Raw genomic sequence first — 20,869 nt, 5'->3', positions numbered from 1 at the left:
GCTGGCGACTATGAGCTTAGCCTATGAAAACTAGAATATTAACCCGAAGCGGACTGGAGTTGACCGAGCTCGGCTTCGGCGCGGCAGGCATCGGCAACCTGCTCCAGAGCACGACAAACCGGGCTGCAGAGGCGGCGGTCACCCTCGCCTGGGAGAACGGTATTCGTTACTTCGACAGTGCCCCCCATTATGGCGCGGGTCTGTCCGAAAGACGTTTGGGCTCCGCCTTGCATGACTTACCAGCCGATAATCGGGTGCTCTCCACCAAGGTCGGTCGGGTACTACAACCGCTGTCGCCGGGTGAGCCCGTCGATGATTTTGGCTATGTGTCTGAGGCGCCTTTCAAACGACTCTATGACTATTCATACGCTGGCGTTATGACCTCGTTTGAAGCTTCTTTGCAGCGTTTGGGAGTCGCCTCGGTCGATCTATTGCTGATGCATGATATTGGTGAGTTAACCCATGGCGATGAACACGCGGCGGTATTTAAAACAGCGCTCGACGGCGGCTATGCCGCAATGGCCGAACTTCGGTCACAGGGTCGAGTTAAGGCAATCGGTCTAGGGGTTAATGAGTGGCAAGTCTGTGCGGCAACCTTAGCTCATACGGATTTCGACTGCTTTTTGGTGGCAAATTGTTTCACTCTATTGAACAACAGTATCACCCAAGGCTTCACAGCCCAATGTGACCAGCGCAATATCGATATTATCGCGGCGGCCCCCTTTAACTCGGGCATTCTCGCCACGGGCTCTAAAGGTGCAGGCGCATATTTTTACGGTCGAGCATCAGCGGAGATACTGACTAGGGTGCAGGAGCTAGAGGCCATCTGCGCGACCTTTGGCGTCAGCCTGCCGGCAGCGGCCATCCAGTTTCCGCTGCGTTATGATAGTGTCAAATCGGTAGTCGTTGGCATGACAGTTACCGAGCAGATCCAAAATAATATTGACTGTTATAACGAACCCATTGCCAATGAATTCTGGCAAGAATTAATCGATCGGCGAATCATTGGTCCCAGCTAGGAGCACCCTTCCCTGGAACTATTCGACTGCAATTGAAATTAATTGGCCGGGGTCTGGTTCGATTGGGGCGGCAATCTATTGGTGTCAACGCCGCCGTCTACTGAGACCAGTCCCGCGTTGAGTTTGCGACTAATTCTTATTGAATTCACATTCAACCCCTTACGGATTTATACATTTTTACAATTCATTAAAATTAAATAAATTTTTTTGGCTAACTTTAAAGGTAGCATGAGATGAAAAATAGAATCATTCCTGAATCATCGGGTTTTTTCGTAGGTCGGGTCTGGAATCCAAAAGCTCAGGGCCCTTCGGTAGTATTTATCCATGACAACGAAGTTCTAGATATCACCTCCAAAACGGTCCCTACATTAAGTGCGCTTTTCGAATTACAGGACCCGATTCAATACCTTCAAGATAATATCGCCAAGGCTGAGAGCCTCGGCTCCCTGAATAGTTTGGCAGCATCTAGTCAAAATCAGGATAGCACTGAGTTTAAATTACTTGCGCCTTGTGATCTGCAAGCTATTAAAGCCTGTGGTGTTACATTTGCTCAGTCTATGTTGGAACGGGTCATTGAAGAACAGGCCGGTGGCGATGCAGAAAAAGCGAAAAGTATTCGCAATATTGTACTGGGTGTTGTCGGTGATTCGCTCAGCAACATTGTTCCAGGCAGTGTAACGTCTGAGGAATTAAAGAAGACTCTGCAAGAACAGGGTATGTGGTCTCAATACCTTGAAGTTGGCATTGGACCTTACGCAGAGGTTTTCACCAAGTCTCAACCAATGTCCTCGGTTACCTATGGAGACGACGTTGGCATTCACCCTGAATCTCACTGGAACAACCCTGAACCTGAAATTGTTTTAGCGGTTAATTCAAGGGGGCAAACAGTAGGCGCTACCTTGGGTAATGACGTAAACCTTAGGGATTTCGAGGGTCGCTCTGCGTTACTACTGGGCAAAGCAAAGGATAACAATGCCTCTTGCTCTATCGGACCCTTTGTTCGCATGTTTGATGCCAACTACACAATAGATAATGTTCGTTCGAGCGAGGTTTATCTAGAAGTTACCGGCTCAGACGGGTTCAGAATGAATGGTGTCAGCTCAATGAATCAGATCAGCAGAGACCCCTTGAACTTGGTCAAGCAAACCATGGGCGAAAACCATCAGTACCCTGACGGCATCATGCTTTTCTTGGGGACTTTATTTGCACCTACGCAGGACCGAGGAGATTCAGGGGCAGGCTTCACGCACAAGATTTATGATGAGGTGACGATCAGCAACACTGAATTGGGCTCACTGGTCAACAGGGTCAACTATACTAATGCCTGTCCACCGTGGCGATTTGGCATATCAGCCTTGATCAAAAACCTGTCCCAACGGAATTTAATTTAATGGAGTTTTTTATGAATATATCAGGTTCACTTTTAATAAACGGACAAGAAGAACTCACAACCAATGAAGCTATTTTTGCGACAAACCCCACTACCGGGAATAGAATTGATATTGCATTCCACACCGCAGATGAAAATCACGTCAATGCGGCGGCGGAATCTGCATGGAACATATTTGATGACTTCAGGGCACTACCATCGTCAAGAAGGTCTGAATTCTTAAAATCCATTGCAAATGAAATTTTAGCGCTGGGTGATACGCTCATTAATAAGGCCGTTGAAGAATCAGGATTACCTAAGGGTCGAATTGAAGGCGAGAGAATGCGCACCGTCAATCAGCTTAATTTATTCGCCAATAATATAGAAACAGAAAGTTGGAGGACTACCATTATTGATAGCGCGCTACCTGAACGGACCCCTCCTCGTTCCGACTTGCGGCATCAAAAAATAGCGCTTGGTCCCGTAGCTGTTTTTGGCGCCAGTAACTTCCCCTTGGCGTTTTCGGTGGCAGGCGGTGACACCGCATCCGCGCTTGCTGCTGGGTGTCCAGTTATTGTCAAGGCTCACTCTGCCCATCCTGGAACTTCTTGGTTGGTTGGCAAAGCAATTCAAAAGGCTGCAGAGTTAACAGGCATGCCACCGGGCGTTTTCTCTTTACTGTATGGCGAAGGTAATACTATCGGAACACAATTAGTTCAACACCCTCTCATTAAAGCCGTAGGATTTACCGGGTCCAGAAGCGGAGGGTTGGCCTTATTGAACATCGCCAATGCCAGAGTAGAGCCTATTCCTGTGTACGCTGAAATGAGCAGTATAAATCCTGTATTTGCTTATGAAAATACATTAACAGAGAACGCCGTTTCAATTGCCCAAGGCTTTGCAGCATCATTAACAATGGGGGCCGGTCAATTCTGCACCAACCCTGGCGTTTTATGTTATAAGGACAGCCCGTCATCTCGGGCATTTATTGAAAAACTCACGCCAATAATTGCGCAATCAGCTGCCCAAACTATGCTCACACCTAGCATTAAGAATGCTTATGACAATAGCGTCTCTGATTTCACTAAGATTACGGGAATGACTTTGATTTCCCAAGGCAGTGAAGCTAATGGGCCCAATCAATGCCAGGCAAGCATTTTTCAAACTACTGGCGATCGGTTCATAAATAACCGTTTCATGCAAAACGAAGTTTTTGGTGCTTGTTGTGTCCTGGTTAGTTGTAGCAGCGAAGCGCAATTCTTAGAAGTTGCAGAAAGCTTAGAAGGGCAACTAACCTGCACGGTACTCTGCAATGAGCAGGACCACAATCAAGTGCGCCCACTCATCCCCGTATTAGAACGTAAAGCCGGAAGATTAGTATACAATGGCTATCCAACGGGTGTCGAAGTATGCAATGCCATGGTACACGGCGGGCCATTTCCAGCAACGTCAAACAGCATGACAACATCGGTAGGAAGTAACGCTATTGAACGTTTCTTGCGACCGGTATGCTACCAAGATTTTCCGAATAATTTGTTACCAAATTAAAAAAAATACTAGCCCGCCAATAGTTCTCATCGATGGGAAGTATGTTTGAGGAGCACCAGAAAGGGAACTTATCTGATAGTATACATTCAACCAAACCGGGGCTTGCGCCCCGCCCGATCAGACACCCGCCGGCAGCCAAATATCCACACGTAAACCCGCGTTATTTGACAACTCGACGGTGCCCCCATGCAATTGAATAATCGATTGAACCAAGCTTAAACCCAAACCAAAACCACCACTTTGACGCGCCTCATCTTGGCGATAGAAGCGCTCGAACACCTTGGTAAACTCCGCCTTATCGATACCCGGGCCGCTGTCCTGAATTTGCCAATGAACCCCAGCGCTGCCGTCCACGCCCCGCTCGGCCGTTGCCAACAGGCTGACCGACCCGGGCGTTGGCGTATGGTTGTGGGCATTGTCGAGTAAATTGGTCAGCGCTTGCATCAACAGGTGCTTATCACCGGCCAAAGTTTGATCGTTGGGTTCAACGCTAAACTCAATGCCCTGTTCATCGAATACCGGACCGTACATCTCTTGCACATCCTGTAACAGTTCCCGGACCGAAACCGGCGCAAAGCCGGCCCGGGTCTTGCTCTCGATACGCGCGATACCGAGCAGGCTTTTGGTCATCGCCAACACCCGATCAAGCTCTTGCATGCTGTCTTCAACCTCGATGCTCGGTTGCTGCTCGTAGGCGCTTTCCAGCTTCACGCGAATGCGCGCCAGCGGTGATTTTAAGTCGTGCGCTATATTGTCCGAGACTTGACGCGCCTTGGCCATGGCGTCGTGAAGCGCGTCCAACATCTGATTGATATGCCAAGCCATCTGGTCGTAGTCGTCCAGTGTTCCTAACTGTGGCTTCGCATCGGCACGCGCATCAAGCGCTTTCTGATAGGGAATACGGTGCGCCAGGTCACCGGCCATAATGGCCTGGCAACTGCGATTGATCTGATGGATGCGGCGCAAACTGCGCTGGGTCAGCACCAGGCTGCCGAGCAGCGCGATGCCCAGCGTAATCGCCAGACCAAAGAGTAGAGATTGCCAGAGACTGGTCTGCAGATCCGTCAGATACGCCACATTTTGACTTAACTCGACGGCCTCGCCATTGGGCAGTTCAACGCTTCGGGCCACTTGCAGCGCGCCATTAACGGCCAGCATGCGATGATGCTCGGCCAAAAAGTTCGCCGGCGGCTGGGCCAAGCCCATGGCTTGGTGCATAGCGTGCATCGCCGGGCTGTTGTGCATCTGTTGCATCGAATCGGCTCCGCTGCTGGCGATGGCCTGGCTTGAGTTCAACTGAGCGTTATAGGCGGCGAGCAGCTCCTCGGTGGATAAACTCGGTGTTTGTTTGGCTTGTTGCAGCAATTCGGTCGTTTGCAGGTCCAGACTGGCGTCAATACTGCGCCAGATGGCACGGTCAAGCTGCATATAGACGGCCACCAAGACCAGAGCGGTCGACAACCAGATCACCCCAACCGTTAACATGGCAAAGCGAAAGCTGGAACTGGTTAAGATCTTAGGTGTGCGCAGCCAAGACATACCCTGCCCCCCTGACGGTTTGAATGAGACTGCCGGAGCGGTTCTTATCCAGCTTCTGGCGCAGCCGACTGATGTGTACGTCAACAATATTGGTTTGTGGGTCGAAGTGATATTCCCAAACATTTTCCAGCAACATGGTACGCGAGATCAGCTGGCCTTCGTGGCGCATTAGGTACTCCAATAGCCGGATCTCGCGCGGTTGCATGGCCACCGCTAGACCATCCACCCAGACCTTTTGTTTGGCCAAATCGAGCAAGACATCGGCCACCTGCAGCTGGGTACCCAAACCGTTGACCGGCGCCTGGCGACGCAGCAGGGCCTGGACCCGAGCGAGCAATTCTTTGAAGGCAAAGGGCTTAGTCAGATAGTCATCGGCGCCGGCCGCCAGGCCCTCAACGCGCTGGTCGACATCATCGAGCGCACTCAGAATCAGCACCGGGGTCTGATTAGCCGAGGCCCGGAGGGTGCGAATAATGGTCAGGCCGTCGACCTGCGGCAACATGCGATCCATGATCATCAGGTCATAGGACTCGGTCATCACTCGAAACAGGGCATCCTTGCCGTCGACACAGAGATCGACAACAAAACCGGCCTGACGCAAGCCCTTAGCGATAAAATCGGCTAAGGTTGGGTCGTCTTCCACCACCAATAACTTCACTGCAGCCCCCTAGGTTAGTCACCGAGCCATTGTACGTGGAATCCCCACGCGGCAAGATTAACAATCGTTAATCTTTTGGACAGCCTTAGGTTAACCGACCTGAACTAGAATAGGTTCATTCAAGACGAATTGTCTTTCTTTTCGAGGATCCTATTATGACCAAACTTAAGCTGTTCACCCTCTCCACAGTCGTAGCGGCGACCCTAGTCGGCTCGTTGGCCCTAGCCCACAATGGTTTTTTTGCCGATGGTAGCCCAGTTGGGTCGATGTATAAGGGCATGATGGCCATGCACGGCGACGACTACAGTGCTGAGATGATGGCCGCGCATCATAAGGACGGCATGTCAGACATGCACGGCGATGACTACAGTGCTGAGATGATGGCCGCGCATCATAAGGACGGCATGTCAGACATGCACGGCGATGACTACAGTGCTGAGATGATGGCCGCGCATCATAAGGACGGCATGTCAGACATGCACGGCGACGACTACAGTGCCGAGATGATGGCCGCGCATCATAAGGACGGCATGTCAGATATGCACGGTGATGACTACAGTGCCGAGATGATGGCCGCGCATCATAAGGACGGCATGATGGCCATGCACACTAAAGGGCACGATATGTCGCTACCCAACTTTACCGAGTTAAGCGGCAAACTGAACCTAAACAACACCCAGCAAGCTCTCTTATCCACTATGCTTACCGCTCACCAGGTGATGCACGACGGTCAGAACAGCGATGATAGCTCGATGCACCATGACGAGATGATGGCCGATATGCCCGAACATCAGGCGCAGATGCAAGCGCACCAGGAACTATTCGACCAACTGTGGGCCAGTTTTACGACCGAGCAACAGGCCATGTGGACCGCTGAAATGGGCGCCTGCCATAGCGCTAAGAACTAGGGGTTTAGAGGCTTAGAGGCAAAGACCATGATGGGTTTTTGCCCCTACCGAGTAATTCAGCAAGCAATCCTGGGTGCATCCGCAATGGGTGATTGCACCGCCTACTGTTTAATCCGATAACCGGTCTTGAAAATCCAGCCGACTATAGCAATGCAAATCGCCAATAGCGCCGAGATCGCGAAGACACTCACGCCCAGGCTCACATCCGAGACCTCATAAAAACTCCAGCGAAAGCCACTGATCAGATAGACCACCGGATTAAAGAGCGTAATGGTCTGCCAGATCGGCGGCAGCATGCTGATGGAATAGAAGCTGCCCCCCAAGAACACCAGCGGTGTCACGATCAAGAGCGGCACCAGTTGCAGCTTCTCGAAATTGTCGGCCCAAATGCCGATAATAAAACCGAACAGGCTAAAGGTCAGTGCGGTCATCACCAGAAACAATAACATCCAGAATGGATGCATAATTTGCATATCGACAAAGAATCCGGCGGTCATCAGGATAATAGACCCGACGATCAGCGACTTGGTCGCGGCCGCACCGACATAACCGAGCAGTATCTCAAAATAGGAAATCGGCGCCGACAACAATTCGAAGATGGTGCCGGTGAATTTCGGAAAATAAATGCCGAAGGAGGCGTTGGCAATACTTTGGGTCATCAACGACAGCATAATTAAACCGGGCACAATAAAGGCCCCGTAACTGACGCCATCGACCGAGGTGATGCGCGAGCCAATCGCCGCGCCAAAGACCACAAAGTAGAGCGAGGTGGAGATGACCGGTGAAATAATGCTCTGTAACACAGTGCGCGCGGTACGGGCCATTTCAAACTTATAGATGGCCATTACGGAATAGAAATTCATACGGTTTCCTTTACCAAATCAACAAATATATCTTCCAAGGAGCTCTGCCGAGTCGACAAATCCTTGAAGTGGATCTCGTGTTCCGACAACACCCGCATCAACGTGGCAATACCAGTGTGCTGTTGCGTGCCGTCATAGCTATAGACCAACTGGTAACCCTGCTGCTCGAGGCTGATATCGAACTCGGATAAGGCGCCGGGCACGGTGGTCAGTGGCTCTTTCAATTCGAGCGTCAGTTGCTTCTTGCCCAACTTGCGCATCAGTTCAACCTTGTTCTCAACCAGCTGAATATGACCCTTGTTGATGATCGCCACTCGATCGGCAATTTCTTCGGCCTCCTCGATATAGTGCGTCGTTAAGATAATGGTCACGCCGGTATCGCGCAATTTCTTAACCACCAGCCACATATCGCGGCGCAGCTCCACATCGACTCCCGCCGATGGTTCGTCCAAAAACAACACCGAGGGTTCGTGCGACAGTGCCTTGGCGATCAGCAGTCGACGTTTCATGCCGCCGGACAGCTCGCGAATGGCGCTATTGCGCTTATCCCACAGCGACAGATCTTTTAATACCTTCTCGATATGCGCATCATCGGGCTTCTTGCCGAACAGGCCCCGGCTGAACTTGACCGTCGCGATAACCGACTCAAAGGCCTCGGTATGCAGTTCCTGTGGCACCAGGCCGATCATTGCACGGGTCTTGCGGTAGTCCTTGGTGATATCGAAGCCGCCCACCGTGACCGAGCCGGAGGTCGCGTTGACGATGCCGCAAATGGTACTGATCAGGGTGGTTTTACCGGCCCCATTGGGCCCCAGCAGCGCCAGTATTTCACCCTTAGCAATGGTCAGGTTCACATCGCGCAGGGCCTGATAGCCATTGTCATAGAGTTTATTCAGCTGACTAATTTCAACAATATTGCTCATGTTACACTCGCTAATAGATGGAGTTGTGCTGGCCGGCCCGCAGCAGGCTTGCGTTTAGGCCGTTGCACAACTTAGGAATTGATTGCAGCAACCCTTGGCACCGCAACGACACGGATCTGCGCACAGATAGCGTGCTGGGCCGACTATTGGTCGGCGATTTGCTGCAATGCTCAGTTGGTCGCCAGTCTATAGATTCTGGATTTCGATACCAGCCCCATTCGCCCTATCGGACCCCTATTGAGCGAATGGCATAGCACTGGCTGCCTGTCGTCATAATCCCTTGGTGGTTGATATGGCAGGCAGGAAGACTTGCGTCTACGTTGGGCAGCGAGAATTGGGTTCACTTAACCTTCATAACACTGTAACGAGCTCGTCATATTGAAACCCTATTCTCAGGGACTTCTTAACCAAATGGAATTATCTGCTGTGGACCTATCTTATCGGAAATATTTTCAGGGCGCCCTAGTGACGCCATTTTTATTGATTGCCTGTGCGGTGACCTCTAACAGCATGGCGAGTGCATTGCACCCGTCGAACAAAATGACCAATGCGATTCAAGCAGTGAGCACAGGGCATTTGATCCAGGTAGGTCGCTATGAATCAGGCATCTTCGCAGATGGCGGGGCAGAAATAGTCGCATTTGACAAAGCTACCCATAAGGTCTTTGTGATCAATTCCGGTGACAACACCATAGACGTGCTCGATTTGACCGACCCAGCAGCCCCAGTCAAGCTCACGACCTTGGCGGTATTCGATCAGGACAGCGCCACGTTCACCAGTGGCGGTGCCAATAGTGTGGCCGTGGCCAATGGCCTATTGGCAGTTGCAGTGGAGGCTGACAACAAACAGGCTGCAGGACGTATCTACTTGTACAACACCGACGACAACAGCTTCGCCGTCGCCTTTATGGCTGGCGCTTTACCCGACATGGTGAAGTTCTCACCCGATGGCAACTATCTATTGAGCGCGAACGAAGGTGAGCCCAGTGGCGATTATAAGAATGATCCCGAAGGCTCAATTACCGTGGTAAATCTAACCGCGGGCGTGGCCTCTGCTACGGTTAAGCAGGCCGGATTCCGCGCATTTAACGCGCAAATCGAAAGCTTACGGGCAGATGGCGTGCGAATTTTCGGTCCGGGTGCGACCGTAGCGATGGATTTGGAGCCGGAATACATCACCATCTCCGCGGATGGCACAACGGCTTATGTTAGCCTGCAAGAGAACAACGCAATCGCCTTGGTGGATATTGCCACCGCGACCGTGACCAAGATTGCAGCGCTGGGCTTTAAAGACCATAGTCTCCAGGGTATGGGTCTGGACGCCAACAAGAATGACCAGGTACCGGTGATAGAAAGCCTGCCTATCTTTGGCATGTATATGCCCGACTCGATCGACTCCTACACCTTTAATGGCAACACCTATTTGGTGACCGCTAACGAGGGCGATGGCCGCGAGTACATTTACAGCGCTGACAGCGCCAGCTGTCTAAACGCCAGCCATACCGACCTGGGCGACGACGAGTGCCTGTCCTATAGCGATGAGATCTCTCTGGAAGATCTCAACCTAGACACCAAACAATTCAGTGCTGCGCAAATTGCCATGCTGCAAAATGGCAAAGGCATTGGCGACCTGACCGTTACCAAGACCCATGGCGATGCCAATGCCGACGGTGCTTATGAGGCGATTTACGCCTACGGTGCGCGCTCGTTCAGTATCTGGACGGCCAACGGTAAACAGGTGTTCGATTCCGGTGATCAGATCGAGCAAATAATTGCCGACCGTTCACCCCTATTTTTCAATCTGTCCAACGACAAGAACAGTGTCGAAAACCGCAGTGACAACAAGGGCCCTGAACCTGAGGGTCTGGCCGTAGGTCAGATCGGCGAGCGCACTTACGCCTTCGTCGGTTTAGAGCGCCAAGGTGGCATTATGGTATTTGATATCAGCAATCCCTTTGCGCCCGCCTTTGTCGAATACACCAGCAATCGGGATATGTCGGTAACACCGGGTGAGGGTGTCGATGCCGGCGACTTGGGCCCTGAAGGCTTCGCCTTTGTAAAGGCCAAAGACAGCCCGAACGGAACAGCCCTGTTGCTGATCGGTAACGAGGTGAGTGGTACCACGACCATCTATGAAGTGCGCTAGGGCTCTAACCTAATGATGCCAAAGGGCGCCTTTGAGCGTCTTTTTTTTGCTTGGCTGAGATACGTGCTATTGGGGCAGGCACTTTGAGAATATGTGCCATTAACCAGCTCATAAAAACCTAAATCAGTGCTTCAGCCTGGGCCAATGCCTTCAGGGCCAGGGCGGCGGCACTAGTGCGATTGTCGACCTGGAGCTTACTGAAAATCTGCTCCAGATGCTTGTTTACCGTGCGCGGGCTCATACTCAAAATCTCGGCCACCTCACGATTGGTTTTGCCCTGGGCAATCCAAAAAATCACTTCCGACTCGCGCTCGGTCAGCTCTAACTGTTGTTTTAATAGGGCCGGACCTGTGGCGCGTTGACCGTCGATGAGCCGCACAATGCATTCACCATCTTGAGTCGAAATCATCCGGATGGTGAGCGGATAATCCAGTTCGGCCAGGACCAATGTCTGGCCCACGGCCGGTTGGTGACGCAACCAGATGCGAATCTGGTCAGCAACCAGGGCATAGTGCTCCGGAGCGGCCAGATGGGCCTTCGCCAACAGGGTGTAAGCTTGCGGCGTGGCCCAATTCTGTTCACCGCGATCGTTGACCGAGAGCAGATTTTGTCCGGCTGTGTCCAGCGCACCATAGGCACTGCGGGTCAGTCGGGCATTGGTCAGATGCACCCGGATCCGCGCCACCAGCACCGCCGGGTTAATGGGTTTGGTCAGGTAATCCACACCGCCGGCTTCCAAACCGCGCACCACATCCTCACTGTCGCCTAGGCCGGTCATGAAGATCACCGGTATGTCAGCGAGCAAGGCATTGCTCTTCAATTGCCGGCAGGTTTCAAAACCGTCCATTACCGGCATCAAGGCATCGAGCAAGATCATATCCGGTTTCATCCGTTCGGCGATCGCCAGCGCTTGCTTGCCTTCCAGGGCCACCAATACATCCATACCGCTGGATTCAAGGGCATCGTGCACCATGGCCAGGGCGTCGGGGGAGTCGTCAACGGCCAGCACCAGTGTGCCTCTTAGATTGCCATTCATCGATCAAACTACCTCTATCATCTTGCTGAGTTGGGAAAACTGTAACCGCTCGACTCGCTCCACCAAGCGGTCATAGTCTGCTTGGTCGAGCGCGTCCTGGTCGTGCAGGTCCGCTAGAGCAGTGAGCATGCCACGCTTGTAGCCGATATCGGCCGCGCTGAACAGAGCCTCCAATAACGGGCCCCGCACAATACGAATCGGTGCTGGCGCGGCTGGCGGCTGATAAGCATTGGTCGCAGGCTCGTCGAGCGGCGCCCTACTGTCGGCATTGTCGTCGCTGTAGAGCCAGTGCACCTCGAGTAGCGTTGCTAGGCTGCTGAGCAGTCGGTAGTTGTCGAGCGGCTTAACCAGATATTGATCGAAACCCAACTGTTGTTGCCGATCGGTGTCGGGTATTTGGGCGTTGGCCGAGAGCATTACGATGGGTGCCTTGATGCCGTCAGCGCGTAACAGGGCGGTCAGTTCAAAACCACTTTTGCCGGGCATATTGACATCGAGTATGTAGAGGTCGGCACCGGACCCGGCAAAGTCCGCCAGACACTGCTCGGCACTGACCGCTTCGAGCACATTAAATCCTATCGGTTGCAGCAGTTCGTTGATTAGGCCGCGCACGGTGGCATCGTCATCGACCACCATAATGGTGCGCCGGGTCCCTTGGTAGCCCTCAATACGGCGCTGCGGCGCGACCTCGGCCGGGTCATGCTCGGCCCAAGGCAGCATCAGGGCGACCTTAAATTGGCTGCCGGTGCCTAGGGCCGAGGTCAATTGAATATCGCCGCCCATAATCTCCACTAGGAGTTTAACGATGGTCAGGCCCAAACCGGTGCCCGGCACATGCGCCGTAGCACTATTTTGGACTCGCTCGAAGGGCGAGAAAATGCGCTCCTGTTCCGACTCGGCGATGCCGACGCCAGTATCGATCACCGTGAACTGCGCGACCTGATTGCGATAGCGCACATGAAACTCAACCGACCCCTGCTCGGTATATTTAATGGCATTGCTGAGCAGATTGATCAACACTTGGCGCAGGCGTTTTTCATCTGCTCGAACCCAGTCGGGCAGAGGATCGTGCAGCACCAGTTTGAGTTCAATGCCCTTGCTCTGCGCTTGCATCTGAAACATATAGGCAAGCTGATGAATCAGACCCGGAAAGGCAAATTGGCTGATATGCAGGTTAAGCCGCCCGGCTTCAATCTTGGAGACGTCGAGCAGGCCCTCAATCAGGTCGGCGAGATATTGACCGCTGCGATGGATGGTATTGAGACCGGGCCGATGCGTTTTAGGGGTGTCCTTGCGGTCACTGAGCAGCTGGGTATAGCCGAGGATCGATTGCAGTGGGGTACGCAATTCATGACTGATACCCGATAGGTATCGGCTCTTGGCGGCATTGGCCCGCTCGGCCAATTCCTTAGCCTGTTGCAACTGCGAGTCGGTGGACTTGTGTGCGCCAATTTCCTCGATCAGTTTTTGCGTCTGAAGGTTCGACTCCCGCTGTGCTTCCACTCGGCTCTCATGCGCGAGCAGAAATAACCAAGTCACCACACCCGAGACAATCATCAGGGTAAAGAATAGGGTCCACAGGCCGCTGGCGAAGACGGTCAAATCGCCGTGCCCTTGCAGCTCCATATGTCGGTATATCAGCGCCAATAGGGCGCCGATAAACAGATTTACCAGGGCAAACCAAATCAAAAACTGACCGCTACGGCCCAGCAACTGTTCCGTCAACCACGGCGGCAGCACCTTCTTGAACCAGCGCAACGTTGTGCTAGTAGCCTCGACGGGCGGTTTGCATTGGTCTAAGCAACGGGCATCTAACGAACAACAGAGCGAGCAGATAGTCTGTTGATACGCCGGACAATAGAGCACATCCTCCGGCTCGAAATGGTTTTGGCACAGGCTGCAATGCTGATCGACCGCTGCCGACGGCGGCTCATCGGAGGTGCTAACAATAGGTTCCGGTGCGCTGCGCGCCAGATAGTATTTGCCTTCGGTGAGCCAGGCGATAAGCGGCACCAGCACAAAGCTGGTCGCAATACTCAAAAAATGGCCGAGCGTTTTCAGCCCCTCCCCGAACAGGCCTAGGTAGGCACAGAGGCCAACGGCCGTGGCCAACGCCATCGAGACCGTGCCAACCGGATTGATGTCATAAAGGTGGCCGCGTTTAAATTCGATCTGTTTTGGGCTCAGCCCGAGCGGCTTATTGATCATCAGATCGGCCGACAGACAACAGAGCCAGCTTACCGCTACCAGGGCAAAGACACTGAGCACCGACTCCAGCGCCTGGTGCACGCCCAGCTCCATCAGCAGCAGGGCCAATGCGACATTGAACACCAGCCAGACAACCCGGCCGGGATGGGAATGGGTTAGGCGCGAGAAGAAGTTTGACCAGGCAATGGAGCCGGCATAGGCATTGGTTACATTGATCTTCATCTGTGACACGATCACCATCAGCCCAGCCAAGATCAGCGCCAAACGATCGGACTGGATCAGATAACCGAAGGCGCGTTGATACATCAGGGTCGGATCGGCCGCACTAAGAGCATCAATACCCTGAGATACGGCGACAAAGGCCAGAAAGGAGCCAAGCAACATCTTCACTAAACCCACACTGACCCAACCCGGTCCGGCCAGGACCAACCAAAACCACCAGCGACGGCTATTGTCGGGTGTTTTTTCGGGCATAAAACGCAGGTAATCTACCTGCTCGCCGATCTGCGCCACCAAGGCAAAGAGAATCGAGGCAGCCGCGCCAAACATCACCCAATTGAATTGATGACTGCCCGGCACAGACACCGGACTGTAGTCGACCCAGGCGCCCAATTGCTGCCATTCATTGAACACGACCACCAAGAGAGCCGCGATCTGCAGCACCAGCCACAGGCTTTGGGTGCCCAGCTGAAATCGACTGATCGCGGTGATGCCACGGATCACAATGGGTATAACCGCACCGGCACAGATTAGGTAGGCCAGTGCCAAGGGTATGCCAAACAGTAGGTTCAGGGCGGAACTGAGAATGGCCGCCTCGATGGCGAAAAAAATAAAGGTAAAGGAGGCATAGATAAGCGAGGTAAGGGTCGAACCGAGGTAACCGAAACCGGCCCCCCGGGTCAGCAGGTCGATGTCCAAGCCGTGCTTAGCACTGTAATAGGCGATCGGCAGACCGGTGACAAAAAAGATCAGGCAGACCACTAGAATTGCGGCCACGGCATTGACGAAACCATAGGCTAGCGTCACCGCAGCGGCCAAGGCTTCCAAAGCCAAGAAGGCGGTCGCCCCGAGCGCCGTGCGGCCGACCATGCCAATGCTCATCGTCCTGCCCTTGCGCGCGGTAAAACGCAGGGCATAGTCTTCTAGGGTCTGATCGGCCACCCACTGGTTATAGTGACGCCGGACCTTGAGAATTTTGTGCGCACTTTTTGTGCCGTCCGGTACCGCTGTCATGTGTTACTGACCATTTATGAACCAATACAGTGCCTGGGTATAATTCTAGCGCACCAAAACGAACCAAGAGCCGCCTGACTGGTCGAGACAAGGGAGGTTTTTTGCGCCTGAACTGATGTATAGCAGCGAATGTGCCAACTGTTGATGCTTATGGTCTATCTGCCGGAATGGTATGGGCTGACGCGGAAACGGAATTAACGATAAGATTTTTTAAACGATCAAAAAAACTAGCCATTAGATAAAAAAAAGATAAAAAAAAGGCGCATACATGGCGCCTTTTATTACTAAAAAATCGATAAATTAGATCTTTTCGATGTTCTCGGCTTGCGGGCCTTTTTGACCTTGGGTGACGTTAAACTTCACCTTATCGCCTTCGGCCAAGGTTTTAAAGCCACCACCGGCGATGGCACTGAAATGGGCAAACACATCCGGGCCGCCTTCTTGTTCAATAAAGCCAAAGCCTTTCGTTTCGTTAAACCATTTAACGGTGCCAGTTACTGAATCGGTCATGATATTTTCCTATTAATCTATGAGTAAAAGAATGCCCATTGGGCGGGTAGACTAGAATATTGCATTTACTTATAAACAACAGGACGGAGCTAAATCTCAAACTTCGAAGTGACGTAGATAAGACACATTTTCCAGCTAGGAGATAACTATATTTGAGTTGTTATTGCCGCGTCAACTGTCCGCTAATGAATTTTTTAATGGCACCGATGTGGCGTCCATAACTAGCTCAGCAGCTGTTCGTCAGCACCACTGTATTGGGCTTCGTTGAGACAATCGATCAGGCTGTGCACACTTCGTTCCTGATGGATCCCGACATCGATCATCACCAGGTAGCGGCCGGCATTAATTTCGCGATGAAAATGGCGCAAATGAACATTTTCAGGGGTAAAACTCACCAGGGTGCCGACCCAGGTGCTAAACAACAAGAGCAATACAACCAAGGCAAATTGGGCGATGCCAGAGTAGACCAGACCGAGTCCGAAATGGCCGAACAGCAGGGCCATGGCGGCCATCAACAAGCCGATCAATAGGCCATTTAAGGCCCTGCGAACACGTTCAAGCCGATCGAAAATGTTTAAGCCGTTTAGGTGTCGAGTCACCAGCCCACCGGAGCCCTTACTGAGCACATGTATTTGATTAAAATCAATGCCATTGCGGACCAGCTCTTCGGAAATGTGCTCTGCGTAGTCCAGTTGATCGGTGAGATAGTACAGGCGTTTCATGCTGTCCTCCATTACACTGCGGATCGCGTGCCATGCCGATCCAGTGTCGAGCAGACAGTGCCAGCGGATCATCACTGCTTAACTGTAGGCCACTTTGTCTATTTGGAGATTTCACTTTTGTGCCTTTTTGTAATGCTTGCCCATGTCTGAGTCCGTTCTGTTAATCGCCAAAAATTGGCCCGAACCGAACTCCACAGCGGCTGGCCGACGCAGTCTGGACCTACTGGCGTTGCTGCAGACGCGCGGTTATGTCATTCATGTGGCCTGCGCGGCTGAACCGACGCCCTTTCAGACCGACCTGAGTGCTCTGGGTATCCAGACTCATGCCATTGCCGTCAATGACGCCGACTTTGACCCTTGGCTAGCGGACTTAGCGCCAGCCATCGTTATCTATGACCGTTTTGTTATGGAAGAACAGTTCGGCTGGCGCGTTCAGACCCAGCTTCCGCAGGCCATGACCCTGATCGACACCAGCGACCTGCATTGTTTGCGCGTGGCACGTGAGACGGCTCTCAAAGATGCACAACCGATCGATCTCTTTAATGCAATCGCCCTGCGCGAAATCGCGGCCATCAGTCGAACCGATATCAGCGTGATGATTTCCCAAACGGAAATTGACCTATTGCACCAACACTTTCATATCAGCCGGGACAAACTGCTTTACCTGCCCTTCCTGGTGACACCACCGGATCCACTCAGGCAACCGGGCTTTGACGCTCGAGAACATTTGGTGATGATTGGTGGCTTTAAGCACGAGCCGAATCGAGACGCGACCCGCTGGCTGAAGACGGTTATCTGGCCGATCCTGCGTCCCCTCTTGCCGAACAAGTGCGAAATGCACGTCTATGGCGCCTATGCCGACCATGCCATGAATCAGCTGCAGGCGCGCAAAGACCGATTTTTCATCAAGGGTCGCAGTGCCGATGCCCTGGCAACGCTCAGCCAGTATCGACTCAATCTTGCGCCGCTGCGCTTTGGCGCGGGCCAAAAGGGCAAGATCCTCGAAGGCTGGCTCACCGGGACACCCACCCTGACCACCCCAATTGGCGCCGAGGCCATGGCGAGCGAAAGCCAGCTCGGCTATCGACCCAGTGCCAACCCCAGTGAGTTTGCTCAATTGGTGGCGGCCGCCTATCACGATTCAGCACGCTGGGCCGAGTTGCAGAGCAATGGCTATCGAATTCTGGAACAGAATTTTGCTCGGAACCTGTTTGCACAACCCTTTCTCGAGCGCGTGGATCAAATTCGGGCGACCCTGAGCGAACACCGCCAGGCCAACTTTTGGGGCCGGCTATTGACGCAAAATCAATATAGGGCCACCGAATATATGAGTCGCTGGATCGAGCTGAAAAACCAATTGCAACGCGAACCGATGCCCAGCGCGGCAGTCCCCGCAAACCCAAGCCCCAGTAATACAAGCACTATTGTCCCTATCCTGCCCCGCTAAACAGAAGCCAAGCCGCGCCAATCGGTTTGGCTTGCCCTGCCAATCTGGAACCCAGACAGGCACCACAGCCCACGTCCGGGCCACTGATAGTTTTTATGCGCGCGGTCTTTTCGCCTTTGCAGCTCAGGCGTGCGACCCATTTTAATTTTTTTGATACACATCACAAAAATCAAACAAGACAGGCCTAAAAGTGAGATCTGATTCGCATAAAGGAGGTCGGCAGGCTATTCTGCGGCGCGCATGACGACCAATACTTTAAGGTCGTTTTATTGAGTACAAGTAGCCAATGGAATTGCATCTATGTTTATTGAAGGGCTTTCTGACTGGGAAAAAAGACGGTTAGCACTAATCTTAAAAGAACGGGGTTACACTGCCTTTATGGTGATAAAACATGCAACGGCGGCCATTCTCAGCGCCAAGCGCGGACGCTTGGTGAACACGGTCGACAACCGAAATTTAACCTTGCTCGACACCATTGTCGAAGAACTCTATGGCTATCGGCGTTTGCCCAACGACCTGCACTACGTGAATGCCAACCCGGTGGCAAAAGACTCACAAAGCTCGACTAACTAATAACAGGCCAGTATGCGATACTCGGCGACCTAATTTTAACCGGACCTGACATGTTGGCCAGCCCCTATAGTTGCCCCGTCTGCGCATTGCCACTTGAATCGCTCCCCAGCAGCCTGCGCTGTGCCGAGGGCCATTCGTTCGATCGGCATAAGAAAGGTTATGTAAACCTCTTGCTGGCACAAAACAAAAACAGCAAGGCACCGGGCGATGATGCCCTAATGGTGCAAAGTCGCCGTCGCTTCTTGGAGGCCGGCCATTATCAGACGCTGGCACAACGGATCAGTGCGCAAATGAGCGAGAAACTGCCGGCCCAAGCGACGCTCTGGGACGCCGGCTGCGGAGAAGGCTATTACACCCAGATGATCGCTCAGGCCAATCCCGATTTTGATTGCTACGGTCTGGATATTTCCAAGCCCGCCATCGTCGCGGCCAGCAAATATAAGAACATTCATTGGAGTGTGGCCTCGAGCACGCACGCGCCCTATGCCGATGCCAGTTTCGATGCCATCGTCAGTGTTTTTTCCCGGGTCGACAGCGATCCTTTTCAGCGCGTACTCAAGCCTGGCGGCGCGGTATGCATGGTAACGCCCGACTTCGATCACCTACTGGCGCTGCGCCAGCTGATCTATCAGGAAGTGCGCCCCTATGATGTCAGTAAGCATCAGGCCTACCTGGATGATCGCTTTGAGCTGGTGCACGATGAGCGGTTAACCTTTGGATTGGATCTGCCCACGAATCAGGCGATCTTCGATCTGCTGGGCATGACCCCGCACGCGCATCGGCTTTCGCACGAGGCCCAAGACCGGCTCAAACAAACACCGGCCTTGGCAGACAAGGCCTGCTTTAAGCTCTACTGGTTTGTTAAAAAATAGCGCGCAATAATGCTGGCCTGGCCTGAACGGCCAGCGCCGTCAATCGTCTTCCCGCCGCGCCTGCATCTCAACCTCGTCCTCGTCGGTGACTTGAATAGAAAAACTCACTGGACGGCAACAGACTTCACAATCCTCAATAAGCTCTTGCGCGTCGGCGGATGGATCGACCAGTACGCTGACCCATTCGCCACAGTATGGACAGTGGTAAAATTTTTCAATCAAATGCAACGACATGCTAACCCCCTGGGTATGTACTGATCCGGTCGAATCGCTAGAACATCAAGTGCCCAAGCCACTGATCGGTATGACGAAGCTCGGCAGGCGCCTGTTGGCGCAAAACTCGCCCAAACCCGTTACCTGCTGGCTTGGGGTACGGACCTTAGGGTAGGCTAGATCAGTCGAATAGCCAATGGCTTTGGCAGCGGGAAGGATGGGATGAGCCAGACTGGCCCTAGGCGGGATTGGACTGGGCCAGCGCCGCCTAGACGGGCTAGCCTAGAGACTGTTGTTTAACTTTCGACAAAGGCCCGTTCGATAACGTAGTGACCCACATTACCCTGTCGGGCTTCCTGGAAACCGCGTGCGTCGAGAATTCGGCAGGTGTCTTTTAACATGCTGGGCGAGCCGCAGATCATAAAGCGATCCTGCTCTGGGTCCATTTCCGGCAGGTTGATATCACGAAACAACTTACCCGACTCCATCAAATCGGTGATCCGGCCCATATTGACATAATCTTCGCGAGTTACCGTGGGGTAGTAGATCAGCTGGTCCTGAATCATCTCACCAAAGTATTCGTTATTGGGCAATTCGTCATTGATCAGATCTCGATAGGCCAGTTCGTCGACGGTGCGCACACCGTGCGTGAGAATCACCTTCTCGTATTGCTCATAGGTCTCCGGATCTTTAATAATGCTCATAAAGGGCGCCAGTCCTGTACCGGTACTGATCAGATACAGATTGCGGCCCGGCAGCAGGTTATCGAGAACCAGCGTGCCCGTTGGCTTCGAACCGACGACAATTTCATCCCCGGGCTGAATCTTCTGCAATTTGGAGGTCAGCGGGCCGTCGGCGACCTTGATGCTGAAAAACTCCAGCTCTTCCTCGTAATTGGCACTGGCAATGCTGTAGGCGCGCATCAACGGGCGACCCCCGTCCTGTTCCAAGCCGATCATGACAAAATGACCGTTTTTAAAACGAAAACCGGCATCCCGGGTGGTTTTGAAACTGAACAAGGAGTCATTCCAATGATGAACCTCGGTAACCGTTTCTTTGCGCAGCGCTGCCATAACTTCTTGT

The 20,869-nt window shown here is 52.8% G+C and carries 18 protein-coding genes; 8 read left to right on the top strand and 10 right to left on the bottom strand.

The genetic code is table 11. The features are described 5' to 3' along the window. Window positions 1-23 precede the first annotated feature (23 nt). From REIFOR_RS03745 to REIFOR_RS03735, 3 genes are all read left to right on the top strand, one after another. Window positions 24-1,019, top strand: a complete 996-nt coding sequence (locus REIFOR_RS03745; protein ID WP_100256291.1) for an aldo/keto reductase — start codon at window positions 24-26, stop codon at window positions 1,017-1,019. Between the two features lie 233 nt (window positions 1,020-1,252). Further along, window positions 1,253-2,410: a fumarylacetoacetate hydrolase family protein gene (locus tag REIFOR_RS03740; protein WP_100256290.1), complete on the top strand. Its 1,158-nt coding sequence runs from the start codon at window positions 1,253-1,255 to the stop codon at window positions 2,408-2,410. A gap of 11 nt (window positions 2,411-2,421) precedes the next feature. Further along, window positions 2,422-3,936, top strand: a complete 1,515-nt coding sequence (locus tag REIFOR_RS03735; protein WP_158524282.1) for an aldehyde dehydrogenase (NADP(+)) — start codon at window positions 2,422-2,424, stop codon at window positions 3,934-3,936. 117 nt (window positions 3,937-4,053) lie between these two features. Here REIFOR_RS03735 and REIFOR_RS03730 read toward each other — a convergent pair whose 3' ends face one another. Next, on the bottom strand, window positions 4,054-5,475 hold the full coding sequence (locus REIFOR_RS03730; RefSeq protein ID WP_100256288.1) for a sensor histidine kinase: 1,422 nt from the start codon (window positions 5,473-5,475) through the stop codon (window positions 4,054-4,056). Next, entirely contained in the window at window positions 5,453-6,133 is a 681-nt protein-coding gene (locus REIFOR_RS03725) for a response regulator transcription factor (protein ID WP_100256287.1), read from the bottom strand. The genes REIFOR_RS03730 and REIFOR_RS03725 overlap by 23 nt, the downstream gene beginning before the upstream one ends. Before the next feature lie 155 nt (window positions 6,134-6,288). Here REIFOR_RS03725 and REIFOR_RS03720 point away from each other — a divergent pair, with 155 nt between their 5' ends. After that, window positions 6,289-7,041 (top strand): hypothetical protein, encoded by a 753-nt coding sequence (locus tag REIFOR_RS03720; protein WP_100256286.1) that lies wholly within the window; start codon window positions 6,289-6,291, stop codon window positions 7,039-7,041. 101 nt (window positions 7,042-7,142) lie between these two features. On the opposite strand, the gene REIFOR_RS03715 is transcribed toward REIFOR_RS03720, so the two are convergent. Both REIFOR_RS03715 and REIFOR_RS03710 read right to left on the bottom strand, forming a co-directional pair. Continuing rightward, complete coding sequence (locus REIFOR_RS03715) at window positions 7,143-7,904, bottom strand: ABC transporter permease (protein ID WP_100256285.1); 762 nt, start codon at window positions 7,902-7,904, stop codon at window positions 7,143-7,145. Continuing rightward, window positions 7,901-8,827 (bottom strand): ABC transporter ATP-binding protein, encoded by a 927-nt coding sequence (locus tag REIFOR_RS03710; protein WP_100256284.1) that lies wholly within the window; start codon window positions 8,825-8,827, stop codon window positions 7,901-7,903. Before REIFOR_RS03710 ends, REIFOR_RS03715 begins: the two co-directional genes overlap by 4 nt. A gap of 465 nt (window positions 8,828-9,292) precedes the next feature. Here REIFOR_RS03710 and REIFOR_RS03705 point away from each other — a divergent pair, with 465 nt between their 5' ends. Then, window positions 9,293-10,972, top strand: coding sequence for a choice-of-anchor I family protein (locus tag REIFOR_RS03705; protein WP_145980223.1), 1,680 nt, complete (start codon window positions 9,293-9,295; stop codon window positions 10,970-10,972). A 118-nt stretch (window positions 10,973-11,090) separates the two neighbouring features. On the opposite strand, the gene REIFOR_RS03700 is transcribed toward REIFOR_RS03705, so the two are convergent. From REIFOR_RS03700 to REIFOR_RS03685, 4 genes are all read right to left on the bottom strand, one after another. After that, window positions 11,091-12,008, bottom strand: coding sequence for a response regulator transcription factor (locus REIFOR_RS03700; RefSeq protein WP_100256282.1), 918 nt, complete (start codon window positions 12,006-12,008; stop codon window positions 11,091-11,093). Between the two features lie 3 nt (window positions 12,009-12,011). Continuing rightward, complete coding sequence (locus REIFOR_RS03695; RefSeq protein ID WP_100256281.1) at window positions 12,012-15,449, bottom strand: hybrid sensor histidine kinase/response regulator; 3,438 nt, start codon at window positions 15,447-15,449, stop codon at window positions 12,012-12,014. Between the two features lie 300 nt (window positions 15,450-15,749). Then, the gene (locus REIFOR_RS03690; protein WP_100256280.1) at window positions 15,750-15,959 is read right to left on the bottom strand and encodes a cold-shock protein; all 210 of its coding nucleotides are present in this window, start codon (window positions 15,957-15,959) and stop codon (window positions 15,750-15,752) included. Between the two features lie 221 nt (window positions 15,960-16,180). Then, on the bottom strand, window positions 16,181-16,681 hold the full coding sequence (locus tag REIFOR_RS03685) for a hypothetical protein (protein ID WP_100256279.1): 501 nt from the start codon (window positions 16,679-16,681) through the stop codon (window positions 16,181-16,183). 142 nt (window positions 16,682-16,823) lie between these two features. On the opposite strand from REIFOR_RS03685, the gene REIFOR_RS03680 reads away from it, so the two are divergent. From REIFOR_RS03680 to REIFOR_RS03670, 3 genes are all read left to right on the top strand, one after another. Then, on the top strand, window positions 16,824-18,128 hold the full coding sequence (locus tag REIFOR_RS03680) for a glycosyltransferase (protein ID WP_100256278.1): 1,305 nt from the start codon (window positions 16,824-16,826) through the stop codon (window positions 18,126-18,128). 300 nt (window positions 18,129-18,428) lie between these two features. Next, on the top strand, window positions 18,429-18,701 hold the full coding sequence (locus REIFOR_RS03675; RefSeq protein WP_100256277.1) for a hypothetical protein: 273 nt from the start codon (window positions 18,429-18,431) through the stop codon (window positions 18,699-18,701). A gap of 50 nt (window positions 18,702-18,751) precedes the next feature. Beyond that, on the top strand, window positions 18,752-19,573 hold the full coding sequence (locus tag REIFOR_RS03670) for a putative RNA methyltransferase (RefSeq protein ID WP_100256276.1): 822 nt from the start codon (window positions 18,752-18,754) through the stop codon (window positions 19,571-19,573). A 39-nt stretch (window positions 19,574-19,612) separates the two neighbouring features. Here the strand turns inward: REIFOR_RS03670 and REIFOR_RS03665 are convergent, their stop codons facing one another. Both REIFOR_RS03665 and REIFOR_RS03660 read right to left on the bottom strand, forming a co-directional pair. Further along, a complete protein-coding gene (locus tag REIFOR_RS03665; RefSeq protein ID WP_100256275.1) occupies window positions 19,613-19,807 on the bottom strand; it encodes a CPXCG motif-containing cysteine-rich protein in 195 nt (64 codons plus the stop codon). A 275-nt stretch (window positions 19,808-20,082) separates the two neighbouring features. Next, complete coding sequence (locus REIFOR_RS03660) at window positions 20,083-20,859, bottom strand: ferredoxin--NADP reductase (RefSeq protein WP_100256274.1); 777 nt, start codon at window positions 20,857-20,859, stop codon at window positions 20,083-20,085. Window positions 20,860-20,869 lie beyond the last annotated feature (10 nt).

This window comes from Reinekea forsetii, from assembly GCF_002795845.1.
Taxonomy (GTDB): Bacteria; Pseudomonadota; Gammaproteobacteria; order Pseudomonadales; family Natronospirillaceae; genus Reinekea; species Reinekea forsetii.
The sequence above is the reverse complement of the archived record's forward strand: the minus strand, read 5'-3'. Positions and strand labels throughout refer to the sequence as shown.